Below are 14371 nucleotides of genomic sequence, written 5' to 3'. Positions count from 1 at the left end.
GAGCAGCGCAGGAGACCACGGTGCGGCAGGAGCAGGGCACCCCGGACGACGAGCTGCGCTACCGCAAGGTCGCGGCCGGACTCCGCGAGGCGATCATCGCGGGCGATTACGCCGCCGGCACCAAACTGCCCCCCGAGGGCACCCTCGCCGAGCGCTACGGCGTCTCCCGGGGCACGGTCCGGCACGCGCTGGCCGTGCTGCGCTCGGACGGCCTGGTCACCTCGCGCCGCGGCACCCGGCGCACGGTGCTCGGCGGCCCGCGGGCACAGAGCTTCTCGGAGCTGCTGAGCTTCACCAACTGGGCCCGCTCCATCGGGGAGACCCCGGGCGGCCGCGTGGACAGCGTGGTGCGGCGGCCCGCAGAGCTCTCCGAGGCCGATCAGCTCGGCCTGGAGGACGGCGCCGAGGTCTACCTGGTGCTGCGGGTGCGGACCCTGTCCGGGGAGCCGGTGATGGTCGAACGCTCCCTCTACCCGGCCCGGATCGGCGCGCTGGTGGCCGAACTGCCGCCCGACACGGTCTCGCACACCGAGGCCCTCGTCGCGCACGGCGTCCTGTTCACCGACGCCGACCACACCATCGACCTGGCCTGGGCCGACGCCGACGACACCCGCCTCCTGGACTGCCCGCCCGGGCAGGTCCTGCTGCGCGAGCGGCGCCGCACCACCGATCCGGAGGGCGCGCCGGTGGAGTGGTCCGAGGACCGCTACCTGCCCGGCACCATCGCCTTCACGGTGCATAACTCCGTGGCGGCCTCCACGCTCGGCCGCCGCCACAGCCCCCGTCCCGGGAAGGACTGAGTGTCCCGGGGCCTGGACCAGGTCACCGCCGCCCTCGCCCACCGCCTCGGCGCCATCGCCGGCGACCTCCGCGGTGACCTCTCCGACGAGCACGAGCGCTGGGTCCTGTACCGGCGGGCCCTGGACGACCCGGCCTGTCTGCCCGACCTGTACGACGCCGTGCCGTCGAACCCGACCCGAGCGTGGCCCTCGGCATCGTCCTGCACGTCCTCGGTCGCCTCCCGCCCTCCGGCCACTCGGCCTGGACCGACCGGCTCGGCACCGAGCGCGGCCGTGCGTACGCGGCCCGGCGCGCCCGCGAACTCGGCGTCCTGCAGAGCGCGTCGGTGACCGCCCTGCTCGGCGACGCATCCGTTCCGGATTCCTGGTCGGACTGGCTCCAACTGCGCCTCGCCGCGTCCTCGGACGAACCCGCGGTGCTGAACCGGCTGGCGGCCGCAGGCCGCACGCAGCGCATCCGCCGGCTGGCGACCGAGCGGGAGCGCTCGATCCGCCCGGTCTGATGCCCGGTGCCGAGCGCCTGGAGCAGGAGCATTCGCGTGCGGCAGCTGTTGCGGGGGCGAGATCGGGCTCGCTCTCGCCGTACCGGACGGCAAAGGTGAGCCCGATCCCGGGGAACCACCCGCAGACGCGGGTCACGGGGGGCGCGCCCACCACAGGCAGTGGGCGCGGCAACCGGCCATCTGCACCCGCGGACGGCAACGAGGCCCATGCCACCGGAGAGGCGGGCCGCTCCGGCGCCCGAACCCCGGCCATCCACCAGCCGCGCAGCGCCGGCCGGCCCCAGGCCGCCACCTTCCCCTCCGCAGCCCGCATCTGTGCCCCCGAAGGGCGTGAGACGGCGGGACGGCCGGACGACCGCCTCCGGCACCCCGGGGATTGCCGTCTACCCGCGCATCAGCGCGGCCAGCAGCGGGAGGAAGTGCGCGAAGGTCGGGGTGAGGGCGTCGGGGTCCTTCGCCTCCTCGTCCCAGCGGCGGACGGCGACCGCGTCGGCCGCGCCCGGCAGCCCGGCGAACTCGGCCGCCTGGCGGGGGGTCATCACACCGCCCTGGACCTCCAGGGTGTAGTTCGACGCCTCCGACAGCCGGTCGTGGTACCCCGGTTCGACCGCGCACAGGTAGCGCTTGGCGGCCACGTGCAGCCGCACCGGTTCGGTGACCTCGGGCCCGAACCAGCGGCCCAGCAGGTCGGCGCCGGTGTGGCTGTGCCGGTTGTCGTGGCCGGTCATCAGGTCCCGGCCGGTGACGACCCCGCCCTCCACGTGCCCGATGTCGTGCAGCAGCGCGGCGGCCACCAGGTGCGGCGGGGCACCGGCGGCCTCGGCCAGGGCTCCCGCCTGCAGCATGTGCTGGGCCATGGTGACGGGTTCGCCCAGGTACTCCGCGGACACCGCGCCCGCGAACAGTTCGGCGAGCGGCTCCAGGGTGTCCGCGCGGCGCAGCACGGCCAGGGTGCTCGCCAGCCCGTCCAGGTCGGCGTAGCAGCCCTGGAGGTGGCGCGCCCCGTCCTGGGCGAAGGCGGTGCGGGCGTGCAGCAGCCGGGTGTTGTCGAAGACCAGGCAGTCGCCGGGCGCGAGCCGCAGGTCCAGCTGCAGTTCGGGGCGGAGCAGCAGCTCGGCGAAGGTGCGGTAGGCCGTGTAGAACGCCTCCAGCTCGTCCGCGGCCATCCGCAGCGTGCCGATCGAGCGGTTGTTGAACCGCACCTCCCGCACGCGGCCCAGCGGGTCGGTGCCGATCAGCGGGCGGTCGGCCCGCAGTTCGGTCCCCGCGTCACGGAAGACGAACGGCACGGGCGTGCGGGTGAGCACGTCGTACGCCTCCGGGTCCTCGCGGCGCAGCAGCGCGGCCGCCGCGAAGCCGTCGACGAGACCGGAGTCGCCGCCGTCCGCGTCGTTGACCAGGCAGTGCAGCAACTGGAGCGTCGGAACGGGATCCCGGTACGGGTTGTCGGTGTGCGGCGTGATGGCGGCCGAGGTGAAGGCGAGGTTGTTCGGGTCCGGCTCGACGCGCACGTCGAAGAGCTTCCCGTAGTTGGTCTCGCGGACGAACCCGAAGGTCTCGGCCACCTCCAGCACCTGGCCCTCGCGCCCGGGCAGACCGCGCAGCAGCATGAAGCCGAGCCGCAGCACGGACTCCAGCATCCGGGCCCGCACACCCGGCTCGCCCACGTACTCCTCCCAGTCCGCCTCGGGCAGCCGCCCGGCGACCTCGCGCGCGGTCCACAGTTCCTTCCCGGCCTCGGTGCGCAGGTCACCGTGCCCGGTCCGGCCGGGCCGGGCGGCCTCCAGCCACGTCAGCGGGTACGACGAGCGGTGCCCGTCGGGCTCCCAGACCACGTCGACGGCGGGCGGGCCGTCCCCGGCGGCGTCGGCCGCCCGGCCCACCCGCAGCCCGGCGGGCAGGGAACCGATCTGGAACAGCTTCTGCCCGGACCGCGGGTCGCGGCACTCGGCGCAGGGGCAGTTGTCGCGGAGCCACATCGCCGGCAGGTCGCCGACGGGAAAACTGGACAGGGCGGACACGGTCACTCCTCGGGGCAAAGTTGTATAGCCAACTTCTCCGACCGTCACAGGCGGAGACGTCCCGGAGGTGACCGCGGCATGGCGCCGCGGCGAACGCCCGCCCCCTAAGGCCCCGCCCGGCCCAGCAGCTCCCCGACGAGTTCGCCGACCTGCGCGGTCTCGATGAGGAAGCCGTCGTGCCCGTACGGGGAGACCACGACCCGGACGGGCACCGCGCCGGGGATGCCGGCCGCCAGCTCCTCCTGCTGCGCGAGCGGGTAGAGGCGGTCGGAGGAGACCCCGGCGACCACGGTCCGCGCGGTCACCCGGCGCAGGGCGGCCCTCACCCCGCCGCGTCCGCGGCCGACGTCGTGCCCGTTCATGGCCTGGGTCAGGGCGACGTAGCTCCCCGCGTCGAAGCGCCGGACCAGCTTGGCCGCGTGATGGTCCAGGTAGGACTCCACCTGGTAGCGGCCGCCGCGCCACGGGTCCTCCGCCTCCTGCGGCGCGCGCCCGAAACGGGCGCCGAGCTCGGCTTCGCTGCGGTACGTCACATGGGCCAGCCGCCGGGCCAGGCCGAGCCCCGCGTGCGGGCCGTGCCCCGGCGCGGCGTCGTGGTAGTCGCCGTCCCGCCAGTGCGGATCGTCCCGGATGGCGTGCAGCTGCACGTTGGCCCAGGCGATCTGCTCCGCGCTCGCCGCGGCGGTGCAGGCGAGCAGCAGCAGCGCCTCCGTGCGTTCCGGCCGCGACACGGCCCATTCCAGGGCGCGCATCCCGCCCATGGACCCGCCCGCCACCAGCGCCCAGCGGCCGATGCCCAGCGCGTCCGCCACTTCGGCCTCGGCAGCGACCTGGTCGCGCTGCGTCAGCTGCGGGAACGCACCGCCCCAGCGCCGTCCGCCGGGCCGGCACGAGGACGGCCCCGTACTGCCCTGGCAGCCTCCCAGGACGTTCGGCGCCACCACGAACCACCGGTCGGTGTCGAGTGCGCGGCCCGGTCCGATCATCCCGTCCCACCAGCCCGGCGTGGGGTGACCCGGCCCGGCGGGCCCTGCGGCGTGGCTGTCGCCGGTGAGGGCGTGCAGGACCAGCACCGCGTTGGAGCGGTCCGGGGAGAGCCTGCCCCACGTCTCGTACGCGATCCGCACCCCCGGGAGCTCGCCGCCCGATTCCAGCGGCAGCGGCTTCTCCAGCGCGTGCCACCGGCGGCGGCCCGGCGGGTCCCCCTCCCGCCAGGCCCCGGAGGCCGGCGGGAGGGGGAGCGCGGCGGCAGGCGTGGTGTTCAGGACGCGCCCTTCGCGGCGCGGAACCCGGCCTCCAGGTCCGCCTTGAGGTCGGCGAGGTTCTCCAGGCCGGCCGAGAGGCGCACCAGTCCGGGCGAGGTGCCGGTGGCCACGAGCTGCTCCTCGTCCAACTGGCTGTGCGTGGTCGAGGCCGGGTGGATGATCAGGCTGCGGACGTCGCCGATGTTGGCCAGGTGGCTGAAGAGTTCGACCGCGTCCACGAACCGCTTGCCCGCCTCGACGCCGTCGCGCAGCTCGAAGGCGAGCACCGCGCCCGCTCCGCGCGGCAGGTAGCGCCGTGCCGCGGCGTGCCAGCGGTTGGACGGCAGCCCGGGGTAGTGCACGGCGGCCACCTCGTCACGCTGTTCCAGCCATTCGGCGAGGGCCTGGGCGTTGGCCGAGTGGCGCTCGATGCGCAGGCTGAGCGTCTCCACGCCCTGGAGGAGCAGGAAGGCGGAGTGCGGGGCGATGGCCGGGCCGATGTCCCGGAGCAACTGGACGCGCAGCTTGACCGCGTACGCCCCCGGGCCCAGGGCCGGCCAGTAGCGCAGCCCGTGGTAACTCGGGTCCGGGGCGCTGAAGTCCGGGAAGCGCTCGGCGTGGGCGCCGAAGTCGAAGCTGCCGCCGTCGACCACGACCCCGCCGATGGTGGTGCCGTGGCCTCCGAGGAACTTCGTCGCGGAGTGGACGACGACGTCCGCGCCGTGCTCGATCGGCCGCAGCAGGTAGGGCGTCGGCACCGTGTTGTCCACGATGAGCGGCACCCCCGCCTCGTGCGCGACGTCCGCGACCGCCCGCACGTCCAGGACGTTGCCGCGCGGATTGCCGAGCGTCTCCGCGAACAGCGCCTTGGTGCCGGGGCGGATCGCGGCGCGCCAGGCGTCGAGGTCGTCCGGGTCGTCGACGAAGGACACCTCGATGCCGAACCGGGGCAGGGTGTGGCGGAACAGGTTGTACGTGCCGCCGTACAGCGAGGTGCTGGACACGATGTGGTCCCCGGCGGACGCGACGTTCAGGACGGCCAGCGTCTCCGCGGCCTGCCCGGAGGCCAGCGCGACCGCGGCGACACCGCCTTCCAGGGCGGCGACCCGCTGCTCCAGGACGTCCTGCGTGGGGTTGTGGATCCGGGTGTAGATGTTGCCGGGCTCGGCGAGGGAGAACAGGTCGGCCGCGTGCTGCGTGTCGCGGAAGACGAACGACGTCGTCTGGTAGATCGGCACCGCCCGGGCTCCGGTCGTCGGGTCCGGCGCGGCGCCGGCGTGGATCTGCTTGGTCTCGAACGACCAGGCGGAGGTGCCGGGCCCGGTGCCGGGGCACTCCTCCGGGGTGTGGCCGGCGGTGACGGAGTCGATGGGCTGGCTCATGGTTCTCCCTCGGTGCGCATGTGGGTGCGGGTGCGGGGGCGGGCTCGGGCACGCCCAAGAGCAGCCGGGGACGGCAGGCGAACGCGCCCCGGGCAGGGGAAGGCAAGGAAGCGGAAGGGATGATCGGCGGCCGGTGACGGCGGCAGGAGGCCGGAAGCGCGGCGTCAGCGCTCGGCGCGACAGCCCATGCTGGTGACACGCACGTAGTCCACGTGGCGGCGGGTCACGAGCAGGGTCATGACGCAAGGTAACCACACGGAGGCGGAACGCACCAGCGGAACACCCGAGGTGACTTACCGTCAGCACGCCGTGCGGCGGGGCCCCGCCCGGCACCATGGCGATGGACTTCGGGGACGGGGCTGACGCCGAGTCGGACCGGCCCTACGATGAGCGCGTGAACTCGACCAGCCCGGCCATCACGGCCGCACGCACCGTCGGCACGCCGCGCGTTCCCGCGTCGCGCCGCTGTTGTCGCTGAGCGCTCAGGGTCGCCACCCCGCTCCGGTTCACCCCCCTTGTCACCGCGCCGCCGTGCGCGGTCCTCCGCACGTCCTCGGTCGTTCCCCGCCACTGGAAGCAGGACCGTCATGACCCGTGCCCCGCGCTCCACCGTTCCCGTCGACGAGGCCTCCTACGACCGCCTGCGGCTGCGCCAATGGCTCGCCGGACGGGCCCGGGGCGACGGGATGTCACGCCGTGAGGTGCTCACCCTGCTCGCCGCGGGCACCGCCGCCCTCGCCCTGCCCGGACCGGTGAGGGCCGCGGCCGCGACCTCCCCGGGAATCGTCAAGCCTCTGCCGGACGAGTGGTTCACCCTCCGCGGGACCAATGCCGAGACGAAGTGGGAGGCGCTGCGCGGGACCGGCTACCTGACCCCCGCCGAACGCTTCTTCGTGCGCAACCACACATCCACCCCCGTCGTCGACGCCGCGACCTGGCGGCTGAAGGTCTGGGGGAGCGGGCTGCGGGGCGGCCCGGGCCCGGACGACGCCGTGGAGTACGGCCTGGACGACCTGCGTGCGCTGCCGCCGGTGGAGCGCACCGCCTTCGTCGAGTGCGCGGGCAACGGCCGGAGCTTCTACACCTCCCAGCAGGGACAGACGGTCTCCGGCACCGCGTGGACCCTGGGTGCCGTCGGTGTCGCCCGGTGGCGCGGCGCGCGCCTGTCGGACGTGCTGCGGCGGGCGGGCGTCACCCGGCACGCGGTGGACGTCATGCCGCGCGGTCTCGACGGCGAGTACGTCACGGGCGGCGTCAGCCTGGGCCGCGTCCGCAGGCCCCTGCCCGTGGCGAAGGCGCTGGACGACGTGATCCTGGCCTACGCCATGAACGGTGCTCCGCTGCCGCACGACCACGGCCGTCCCGTGCGGGTGCTCGTGCCCTCGTGGGTGGGGATCTCCTCGGTCAAGTGGGTGGGTGACATCGAGGTCTCGGCCGAGCCGCTGTACTCGCCGTGGAACACCGACTTCTACCGGCTGTTCGGCCCCGGGTTCCCCGAGGCCGGCAGCGCGCCGCTCACTCGGCAGACCCTCAAGAGCGCCTTCGAACTCGAATCGGGGGCCGCATTCTCCGCGGGGGTCCGCAGCATCCTGCACGGCCGCTCGTGGTCCGGGGCCGGGGGAGTGCGGCAGGTGGAGGTCAGCACCGACGGCGGTGCCACCTGGCGGCGGGCCGCACTGCGCGACGTCCCGCGCCGGGACGGGTGGGTGCGCTGGACCGTCCCGTGGCGGCCGCGCACCCCGGGCCCGGCCGTGCTGCTGGCGCGCGCCACCGACACCGCGGGACGGACCCAGCCGGACGAGGCGGTGTTCAACACCCAGGGCTACTTCTTCGACGCCGTGGTGCGGCATCCGGTGGTCGTCGCCTGACGCGACGTCCTGGGTGGGGACAGGCCGCGCCGCTCCCTGTACGATGCGGACCATCGAGGTTACCGGCCGGTAGGTATGCCGGTCGCGGAGCCAAGGCGGAAGCCCGCCCGGCTCCGCGTTCCCGCAGCCGCCCCGGCCGTCCGCCCCTTCGCCCCAAGGAGCAATCATGCCCACGCTCGACCGCCAGGACGACGTCTTCATCCTCGACCTCGGGGACACCGAGAACCGCTTCCACCCCGACTGGCTCGCGGCCGTCGACGCCCTGCTCGACGAGGTGGAGAAGGCCGAGGGGCCGCGGGCCCTGGTCACCGCGGCCACCGGCAAGTTCTGGTCCAACGGGCTCGACCTGGAGTGGCTGTTCGCCCACGCGGACCAGGCCGGCGCGTACGTCACGGGCGTGCAGGCCCTGCTCGCCCGTTTCCTGACCCTGCCGGTGGCCACCGTCGCCGCCCTGCAGGGCCACACCTTCGCCGCGGGCGCGATGCTCTCGCTGGCCCACGACTTCCGTGTGATGCGCGCCGACCGCGGCTACTGGTGCCTGCCCGAGGCGGACATCAACATCCCCTTCACCCCCGGCATGTCGGCCCTCATCCAGGCCCGCCTGCACCCGCAGACGGCCCACGAGGCGATGACCACCGCGCGCCGCTACGGCGGCCTCGACGCGCTGGCCGAGCGCATCGTGGACCGTACGGCGGGCGAGGACGAGGTCCGCGAGGCCGCCGTGGCCCTCGCCCGCCCTCTGGCCGGCAAGGCGGGCGCCACGCTCGGCACGATCAAGACCCGCATGTACGGCCCCGCGCTGGAGGCCCTCCGCCAGGAGGACGTCCCCCTCGGCTGAACCCGTACGCCGACGGGGCCCGGGGTCAGCGGGGGTCGTTGAGCCAGTCGCCCGGGAGGTCGTCGCGCACCCGGTCGAGCGCCTCCTCGGTGCGGGCCCGCGCCCACAGGCAGGTGCGGTCGTCCTCGCGGAGTATGACGTCGGGTCCGGCGTACCAGCGCGCACCCAGGTCCTCACCGGGCGGGTACGCGGGGAACGGCAGCGGGGTGAACCGCCCGTCCAGGGTGTCGAAGTGGGCCTCGTCGAGGTCGTCGCGGAAGTCGCAGAGCTCGAACGGCTCGTGCAGCGACTCCGACAGGACGATCTCGACGCAGGCCCACGAGAAGCGGTCCAGCCACGCCGACCACCGCTCGGCCTCCTTGTCCGCGAGGTCCGGCTTCATGACGACCGGCGGATCGGGCTTGTGCAGGTCGGCGAGGAGGATGCCCCACGACGCGGCGCCCTGGTTCTCGTACCGGAAGACCAGCGCCTCCTCGCGGGAGTCCACGTGGAGCTGCTCGGGCGCGAGCAGCGTGTCGTGGTTGCTGGTGAGGTCCGGGCGCCGCCCGAAGAGCCGGTAGGCGTCACGGAGCACGGCGGGCAGGGCGAAGCCCAGGCGCTCCTCGGCGGCGGTCAGTTCGGGCGCACCGTACCCGTCGCCCTCCTGCAGGGGCGCGAGCCAGTGCCCGGCGAAGCCGCGCACGAACCGCAGGGCCCTGGCCGGGTCCGTCATGCCCGCGGCCAGCTCCCGCCGCACGTCGAAGTCGTCTGTCATGCCGGGCACGCTATCGCGCCGCCGGACCACGCCCGCCCGCCGCGGACCGCGCGCGGCCGGTCAGCCTGCGTGGGGGAAGGAGTGGTGCTCGTGCACGACCACCCACCGGCCGTCCTGCTTGCGCAGCCCGAGCGTGAGGCGGAGCCGGATCCCGGGGTCCTGGGCGAAGTCCTCCGGGGTTCCGCAACGGAGCAGGGCGTACGCGAACGCCACGTCGTCGCCGGCGGTGACCTCCAGGGAGACGATCTCGAACGAGGCGCCGCGGGCCTGCCAGTCGAAGAACGGCGGCCACACCTGCCGGTACGCGGGCAGGCCGCGGACCCCGTCGTGGGGGGGCGGCACGTCGAACATCACGATGTCCTCGCCGTGGTCGGCGACCACGGCGTCCAGGTCGCCCCGGTGCACCGCCTCCGCCCAGCGCTCGATGAGCGCCCGGATCCGCGCCTCGTCGTCCCGCATGGTGCCGTCCTCCCGTGCCGCCGCCGCGGCGATCACCGTCCGTCGCCGTCCTGTCGGCCAAGGGTGATGGGGCGGAGGGGGCGGGTGGGCGGGAATCCGCGAGTTGGTGCGGCCGCGTGCCCGCCCGATTAGCGTGCGGATATGGCACTACGCTTCCCCGCTCCGGTCACCATCGACGGCCGGTACGCGCGGCTGGTCCCGCTCTCGCCGCTGCACGTCCCGGCGCTGTTCACCGCGGCGCGCGCCGACGAGGGGATGTGGCGCTGGCTGTCGACGACGCCCCCCGGTTCGCCCGGCGAGATGGCCTCGCTGGTGGAGCAGCGGCTGGCGCAGGCCGCGGCGGGGGAGTCCGTGGTGTTCGCGGTCGTCCCGCACGCCACGGAGCGCCCGTCGGGCTGGGCCGCGTACGTCGACGTCTCGGTCGTCGACGAGCGCGTGGACATCGGCTGGAGCTGGCTGGACCCGGCCCTGTGGGGCGGCCCGGTCCACCTGGAGACCCACTTCATGCTGGTGTACTACGCCTTCGAGGACCTGGGCTTCGGCCGCGTCCAGTGGCGCCTGGACGACCTCGACCTGCCGACCCAGGACGCGGTCTCCCGCATCGGCGGTATCCGCGAGGGCGTGCTGCGCCGGCACTGCCGCCGGGTCGACGGGTCGTGGCGCGACACCGTGTACTACTCCCTGGTCGCCACCGAGTGGCCGGCCGTGCGGGAGCGGTGGATGTCGGGCTGGATCCTCGAATGACGACGGGCCTCAGTGCCCCTTGCGCGTGCGGCGCCAGGAGAACGGCCCCGGGAGGTCGACGGATTCGGTGCGCTCACCGCGGGTGTTGACGGTGTGGTGGACGCCCTTGCTGCCCGTGGTGATGGACAGCGAGCGCTTGTTGATGTTCAGGCGGACGCCGGGCAGGATCCGGAACGACTTGCGGAAGCGAAGAGGCACGTGGTGCTCCTTTCCGAGGGTTCGGTCTGGAGTACGTGTGCCCTGCTGACGACCTTTCATCGGGGTCCGTTCCCGCGGGTGTCGCGGATGCCCGGTGTCAGGTCGCGCCGCCGCCCTCCGGCAGGCGTGCGGCGATGCCGTCGATGAGGAAGGCCAGGCTGAGCTCGAACTGCCCGTCCGCGTCCGGCCCGGAAGGGGCCTCCATCCACCGCGCGAGCAGCGGGTGCCGCCCGCCCGCCGCGGCCAGTTCGCGGGCGGCGGTGACGGCCGCGGCGAGCTGCTGCGGGGTGTGGATGCCGTGGCGGCGGCGCATGGCGAGCTCCTCGGCCTCCTGCTGCGCGCTGCCGAGGACGTGCCGGTCGAGGAGCGCCGCGTAGGTCATGGCCTCGCCGAGGGTGGCGCCCTGGTGCACGAGCACCTGGAGGACGAATTCGGTGCGGCGCATCATGTGCGGCCCCAGCGGCGGGCGCGTGGGGGCGAGCTGGGCGAACCACAGATGCCGCTTGACCGCGTCCCAGCTCCCGGCGGCCACCGCGTGCAGATCGGCCCGCCAGTCGGCGCCCGGCACCGGGGGCAGCGGGATCTCCGCCGTGACGGCGTCGAGCATGAGGTCGACCAGCCCGTCCTTGCTCATCACGTGACGGTAGAGGGCCATCGGCGTGTACGGGCCGAGCCGCTTGGCCACCGCGGCCATCGTGAGCGCCTGCGGGCCGCCCTCGTCGGCGACGGCGATCGCGGCGCGCACGATGTCGTCCCGCTCCAGCGGGCTCTGGCGGCGGCGCGGCGCGGGCTGCGTCCAGATCAAGGGGGCCGGGGCGCCTTCCGGGGTCTCCTGCGTCTCCTTCACGGGGGAAGTTTATAACGTCAGCTAAAGTATATGACGTATACGCAAGAGCGAGGGAGCAGTCATGAGCCAGCCCACCGCACCGGCCGGGATCCGCCTCGGCGTCGTCAGGGGCATCAGCTACGGGATGTTCGGAGCGCCGGACAGCTTCGTGCCGGAGACGCGGGAGCTCGGCGCGAGGCTGGTGCGCGTCTTCCTCTACTGGGGGCAGGTCGAGCCGGAACCCGGACGGTACGACTGGTCCGTCGTCGACGCCGTCCTCGGGCAGCGCGACCCGGCGGCCGAGCTCTGGGTCACCGTCTGTTCCAGCTCCCCGTGGGCGACCCGGCAGCCCACCGGCTTCCTCCCGTCCTCGCCCGCGCTCGACCCCGCCGGGTACGAGCGCTTCGTCGGCGACCTGGTCACCAGGTGCCGGGGCCGCGTGGACCACTGGCAGTGCGGCAACGAGCCCAGCAACACCGGACTCCTGTGGGCCGGCAGCGCGGCGGAGTACGTCGCACAGCTCACCGCCTTCCACCGCGCCGTACGCGCCGCGGACCCGGCAGCGTCGGTCGTCCTCGGCGGCTGCGGCCACGACGTGCTGTCCGGCCCCGCGGACGGCGAGGCCCGGCGGTTCTTCGACCACGTCGTCGAGCACGGCCGCGACGCCTTCGACCTCTTCGACGTCCACCTCTACGGGGACCCGCACGCGATCCCGGACCAGATCGCCCAGGTGCGCGCGATGATGCGGCGGCACGGATACGAACGCCCGGTGGTGGCGGGGGAGTACAACGGCCCCACCCTCTTCGAGTTCCCCCGGGCCCAGGCGGAACTCGAGCGGGCGATGACGGCCGCCTTCACGGGGGCGGCGGAGCCTGGCGAGGCGCCGGACCGCGCGACCATGCGCCTGCTCTACGAACGCTCCCCCGAACTCCCGCCGGAACTGCGTATGTTCATGGAGGACTGCCCTCCGGAGCTCGCCGCGCGCCGCGACCGCATCAACCGCCGCCAGATCGTCACCCGCACCGTCCTGGCCCTCGCCTGCGGTGTCACCCGCACGGCCTGCTGGAACCTGGCCCCGGAGATCCCCGGCTACCGCGACCGCCTCAACCTCATGGGCTTCCTCTTCGGCAGGCTCGCCCTGCTGGACTACGAGGGCACCGCCCTGACCCGGCGCCGCCCCGCCGCCGACGCCTTCGCCCTCCTGGCCGCGTACCTCGACGGCGTCACGGCCGTCCGCCGCCTCGCCACGGAGGACCGGTCCGGCCTGTACGCCTTCGAGGTGTCCCGGGAGGGCCGCGGCGCGCTCCAGGTCCTCTGGCGCTCCGGCGATCCCTACACCGGCGAGGACGCCCCGGGGACCCTCGTCGACCTCCCCTGGCCCCACGCCGCCGCCCACGCGGTCGACGCCTTCGGTGCCGCCGTCCCGCTGCACCGCGCCGACGGCACCGTCGGCGTCCCGCTCTCGGTCACCCCGGTCTTCCTCTCGACGGAGTCCCGGGAGGCGTGACCGGGCGGCCCCGGCGGCTCAGGCCCCGGCCGCGTAGGCCCAGAAGGCGCGCATTGTCGCCGGGGCGGCCGGGCCGGTCAGTTCGACCTGCGTGAGCAGCACCGTCACGGTGTCCGTGGACGGCGTGATGTGCGCCGCCGTGCCGGTGCCGCCGATCCAGCCGTAGCGTCCCGGTACGTTCCACGGGGCGACGGCCGCGACGTCCACCGAACCGCCGAAGCCCCAGCCCTGCCCCTCCAGGAAGACCGCGCTCGCGTCGCGTTCGGCGGGCGGCAGGTGGTCGGTGGTCATCAGCCGTACGGACTGCGCCGACAGCAGCCGGCGGCCGCCCGCGGTGCCTTCGGCGAGGAGCATCCGGCCGAAGGCGTACCAGTCGCCGGCGGTCGACACCAGGCCGCTCGCGCCGGACGGGAACGCCGGAGGGGTGCTCCACTGCCCGTCCGGGGCGTCCACCAACTCCAGCCCTCCCTGCGGATCCGGGCGGTAGAAGGCGGTGAAGCGGCCGAGGCCGGCACGCGGCACGGCGAAACCGGTGTCGGTCATGCCGAGCGGCTCGAAGATCCGCTCGGACAGGAACTCGTCCAGCGGGCGGCCCGACACCCGGGCGACCAGGACGCCCTGGATGTCGGAGCAGGTGTTGTAGAGCCAGGCCTCGCCCGGCTGGTGCAGCAGGGGGATCCCGGCCAGCGTCGCCATCCAGGCGTCCGGTGCCATGACCTGCTGCGGCCGCGGCGGGCCCTGCTTGAGCTCGCCGAACAGCGGGGCGAGCGCGGGCAGGGAGAAGTCCGCGGGGAAGCCGTAGCCCGCGCGCGAGGCCAGCAGGTCGAGGACGGTGATGGGCGCCGCGGCCGGCACCACGTCGTCGAGCGGACCGGCCGGGGTGCGGATGACCATCGGTTCGGCCAGTTCGGGCAGCCATGCCGCGACGGGGTCCGACAGGGCGATCCGTCCGTCGTCGACGAGCATCATGACCGCCGCCGCGACGACCGGTTTGGTGATCGAGGCGATGCGGAAGAGCGAGTCCCTGGTCATGGGGGTGGGGTCCCCGACGGCGAGGGTCCCCGCGGCCGCCACCTCGACCCGGTCGCCGCGCGCCACCAGGCCCACGGCCCCCGGCACCGATCCGTCGTCCACGAACGCCTGCAGGATGTCGTGCAACCGCTGCTCCATCGCTCCACCTTCCCTCGTACGCCGTCACGGAGAGGACTCCCGCCACGGCGCGGACTC

14 protein-coding genes are annotated in these 14371 nt (G+C 74.3%); 6 read left to right on the top strand and 8 right to left on the bottom strand.

The genetic code is table 11. The features are described from left to right. Nucleotides 1–20: 20 nt before the first annotated feature. Both ABZ312_RS29515 and ABZ312_RS29510 read left to right on the top strand, forming a co-directional pair. The gene (locus ABZ312_RS29515; RefSeq protein WP_500326306.1) at nucleotides 21–800 is read left to right on the top strand and encodes a GntR family transcriptional regulator; all 780 of its coding nucleotides are present in this window, start codon (nucleotides 21–23) and stop codon (nucleotides 798–800) included. A gap of 182 nt (nucleotides 801–982) precedes the next feature. Next, the gene (locus ABZ312_RS29510; RefSeq protein ID WP_500326305.1) at nucleotides 983–1303 is read left to right on the top strand and encodes a hypothetical protein; all 321 of its coding nucleotides are present in this window, start codon (nucleotides 983–985) and stop codon (nucleotides 1301–1303) included. A 383-nt stretch (nucleotides 1304–1686) separates the two neighbouring features. Here the strand turns inward: ABZ312_RS29510 and tmpA are convergent, their stop codons facing one another. From tmpA to ABZ312_RS29495, 3 genes are all read right to left on the bottom strand, one after another. Further along, a complete protein-coding gene (tmpA, locus tag ABZ312_RS29505) occupies nucleotides 1687–3324 on the bottom strand; it encodes a 2-trimethylaminoethylphosphonate dioxygenase (RefSeq protein ID WP_500360422.1) in 1638 nt (545 codons plus the stop codon). Between the two features lie 104 nt (nucleotides 3325–3428). Beyond that, nucleotides 3429–4589 (bottom strand): homoserine O-acetyltransferase MetX, encoded by a 1161-nt coding sequence (gene metX / locus ABZ312_RS29500; RefSeq protein ID WP_500326526.1) that lies wholly within the window; start codon nucleotides 4587–4589, stop codon nucleotides 3429–3431. Then, a complete protein-coding gene (locus ABZ312_RS29495; RefSeq protein WP_500326301.1) occupies nucleotides 4586–5950 on the bottom strand; it encodes a bifunctional o-acetylhomoserine/o-acetylserine sulfhydrylase in 1365 nt (454 codons plus the stop codon). Before ABZ312_RS29495 ends, metX begins: the two co-directional genes overlap by 4 nt. A 587-nt stretch (nucleotides 5951–6537) precedes the next feature. On the opposite strand from ABZ312_RS29495, the gene ABZ312_RS29490 reads away from it, so the two are divergent. Then, nucleotides 6538–7818, top strand: coding sequence for a sulfite oxidase (locus ABZ312_RS29490; protein WP_500326299.1), 1281 nt, complete (start codon nucleotides 6538–6540; stop codon nucleotides 7816–7818). A gap of 166 nt (nucleotides 7819–7984) precedes the next feature. Next, a complete protein-coding gene (locus ABZ312_RS29485) occupies nucleotides 7985–8656 on the top strand; it encodes an enoyl-CoA hydratase-related protein (protein WP_500326297.1) in 672 nt (223 codons plus the stop codon). Between the two features lie 25 nt (nucleotides 8657–8681). Here ABZ312_RS29485 and ABZ312_RS29480 read toward each other — a convergent pair whose 3' ends face one another. Together ABZ312_RS29480 and ABZ312_RS29475 are read right to left on the bottom strand one after the other, a co-directional pair. Beyond that, nucleotides 8682–9410 (bottom strand): SMI1/KNR4 family protein, encoded by a 729-nt coding sequence (locus ABZ312_RS29480; protein WP_500439121.1) that lies wholly within the window; start codon nucleotides 9408–9410, stop codon nucleotides 8682–8684. Between the two features lie 60 nt (nucleotides 9411–9470). Continuing rightward, nucleotides 9471–9869, bottom strand: a complete 399-nt coding sequence (locus ABZ312_RS29475) for a YybH family protein (protein ID WP_500439127.1) — start codon at nucleotides 9867–9869, stop codon at nucleotides 9471–9473. A 141-nt stretch (nucleotides 9870–10010) separates the two neighbouring features. On the opposite strand from ABZ312_RS29475, the gene ABZ312_RS29470 reads away from it, so the two are divergent. Further along, complete coding sequence (locus ABZ312_RS29470) at nucleotides 10011–10613, top strand: GNAT family N-acetyltransferase (RefSeq protein ID WP_500326293.1); 603 nt, start codon at nucleotides 10011–10013, stop codon at nucleotides 10611–10613. Between the two features lie 9 nt (nucleotides 10614–10622). Here ABZ312_RS29470 and ABZ312_RS29465 read toward each other — a convergent pair whose 3' ends face one another. Together ABZ312_RS29465 and ABZ312_RS29460 are read right to left on the bottom strand one after the other, a co-directional pair. Beyond that, nucleotides 10623–10811, bottom strand: coding sequence for a DUF4236 domain-containing protein (locus tag ABZ312_RS29465; protein ID WP_326570932.1), 189 nt, complete (start codon nucleotides 10809–10811; stop codon nucleotides 10623–10625). Nucleotides 10812–10908: 97 nt separating this feature from the next. Next, nucleotides 10909–11658, bottom strand: coding sequence for a TetR/AcrR family transcriptional regulator (locus ABZ312_RS29460; protein WP_500326291.1), 750 nt, complete (start codon nucleotides 11656–11658; stop codon nucleotides 10909–10911). Between the two features lie 61 nt (nucleotides 11659–11719). Here ABZ312_RS29460 and ABZ312_RS29455 point away from each other — a divergent pair, with 61 nt between their 5' ends. Continuing rightward, the gene (locus ABZ312_RS29455) at nucleotides 11720–13144 is read left to right on the top strand and encodes a hypothetical protein (RefSeq protein WP_500360674.1); all 1425 of its coding nucleotides are present in this window, start codon (nucleotides 11720–11722) and stop codon (nucleotides 13142–13144) included. A gap of 18 nt (nucleotides 13145–13162) precedes the next feature. On the opposite strand, the gene ABZ312_RS29450 is transcribed toward ABZ312_RS29455, so the two are convergent. Continuing rightward, nucleotides 13163–14314, bottom strand: a complete 1152-nt coding sequence (locus ABZ312_RS29450) for a serine hydrolase domain-containing protein (RefSeq protein WP_500439120.1) — start codon at nucleotides 14312–14314, stop codon at nucleotides 13163–13165. Between the last annotated feature and the right edge of the window lie 57 nt (nucleotides 14315–14371).

Origin of the sequence: Streptomyces sp. NPDC006207 (genome assembly GCF_040613835.1) — a bacterium.
Classification (GTDB): domain Bacteria; phylum Actinomycetota; class Actinomycetes; order Streptomycetales; family Streptomycetaceae; genus Actinacidiphila.
The sequence above is the reverse complement of the archived record's forward strand: the minus strand, read 5'-3'. Positions and strand labels throughout refer to the sequence as shown.

Bases quoted from the DNA above. Each gene is read 5' to 3' on its own strand.
- ABZ312_RS29495 (WP_500326301.1), bottom strand. From the start codon at position 5,950: ATGAGCCAGCCCATCGACTCCGTCACCGCCGGCCACACCCCGGAGGAG.
- ABZ312_RS29490 (WP_500326299.1), top strand. From the start codon at position 6,538: ATGACCCGTGCCCCGCGCTCCACCGTTCCCGTCGACGAGGCCTCCTAC.
- ABZ312_RS29485 (WP_500326297.1), top strand. From the start codon at position 7,985: ATGCCCACGCTCGACCGCCAGGACGACGTCTTCATCCTCGACCTCGGG.
- ABZ312_RS29480 (WP_500439121.1), bottom strand. From the start codon at position 9,410: ATGACAGACGACTTCGACGTGCGGCGGGAGCTGGCCGCGGGCATGACG.
- ABZ312_RS29475 (WP_500439127.1), bottom strand. From the start codon at position 9,869: ATGCGGGACGACGAGGCGCGGATCCGGGCGCTCATCGAGCGCTGGGCG.
- ABZ312_RS29470 (WP_500326293.1), top strand. From the start codon at position 10,011: ATGGCACTACGCTTCCCCGCTCCGGTCACCATCGACGGCCGGTACGCG.
- ABZ312_RS29455 (WP_500360674.1), top strand. From the start codon at position 11,720: ATGAGCCAGCCCACCGCACCGGCCGGGATCCGCCTCGGCGTCGTCAGG.
- ABZ312_RS29450 (WP_500439120.1), bottom strand. From the start codon at position 14,314: ATGGAGCAGCGGTTGCACGACATCCTGCAGGCGTTCGTGGACGACGGA.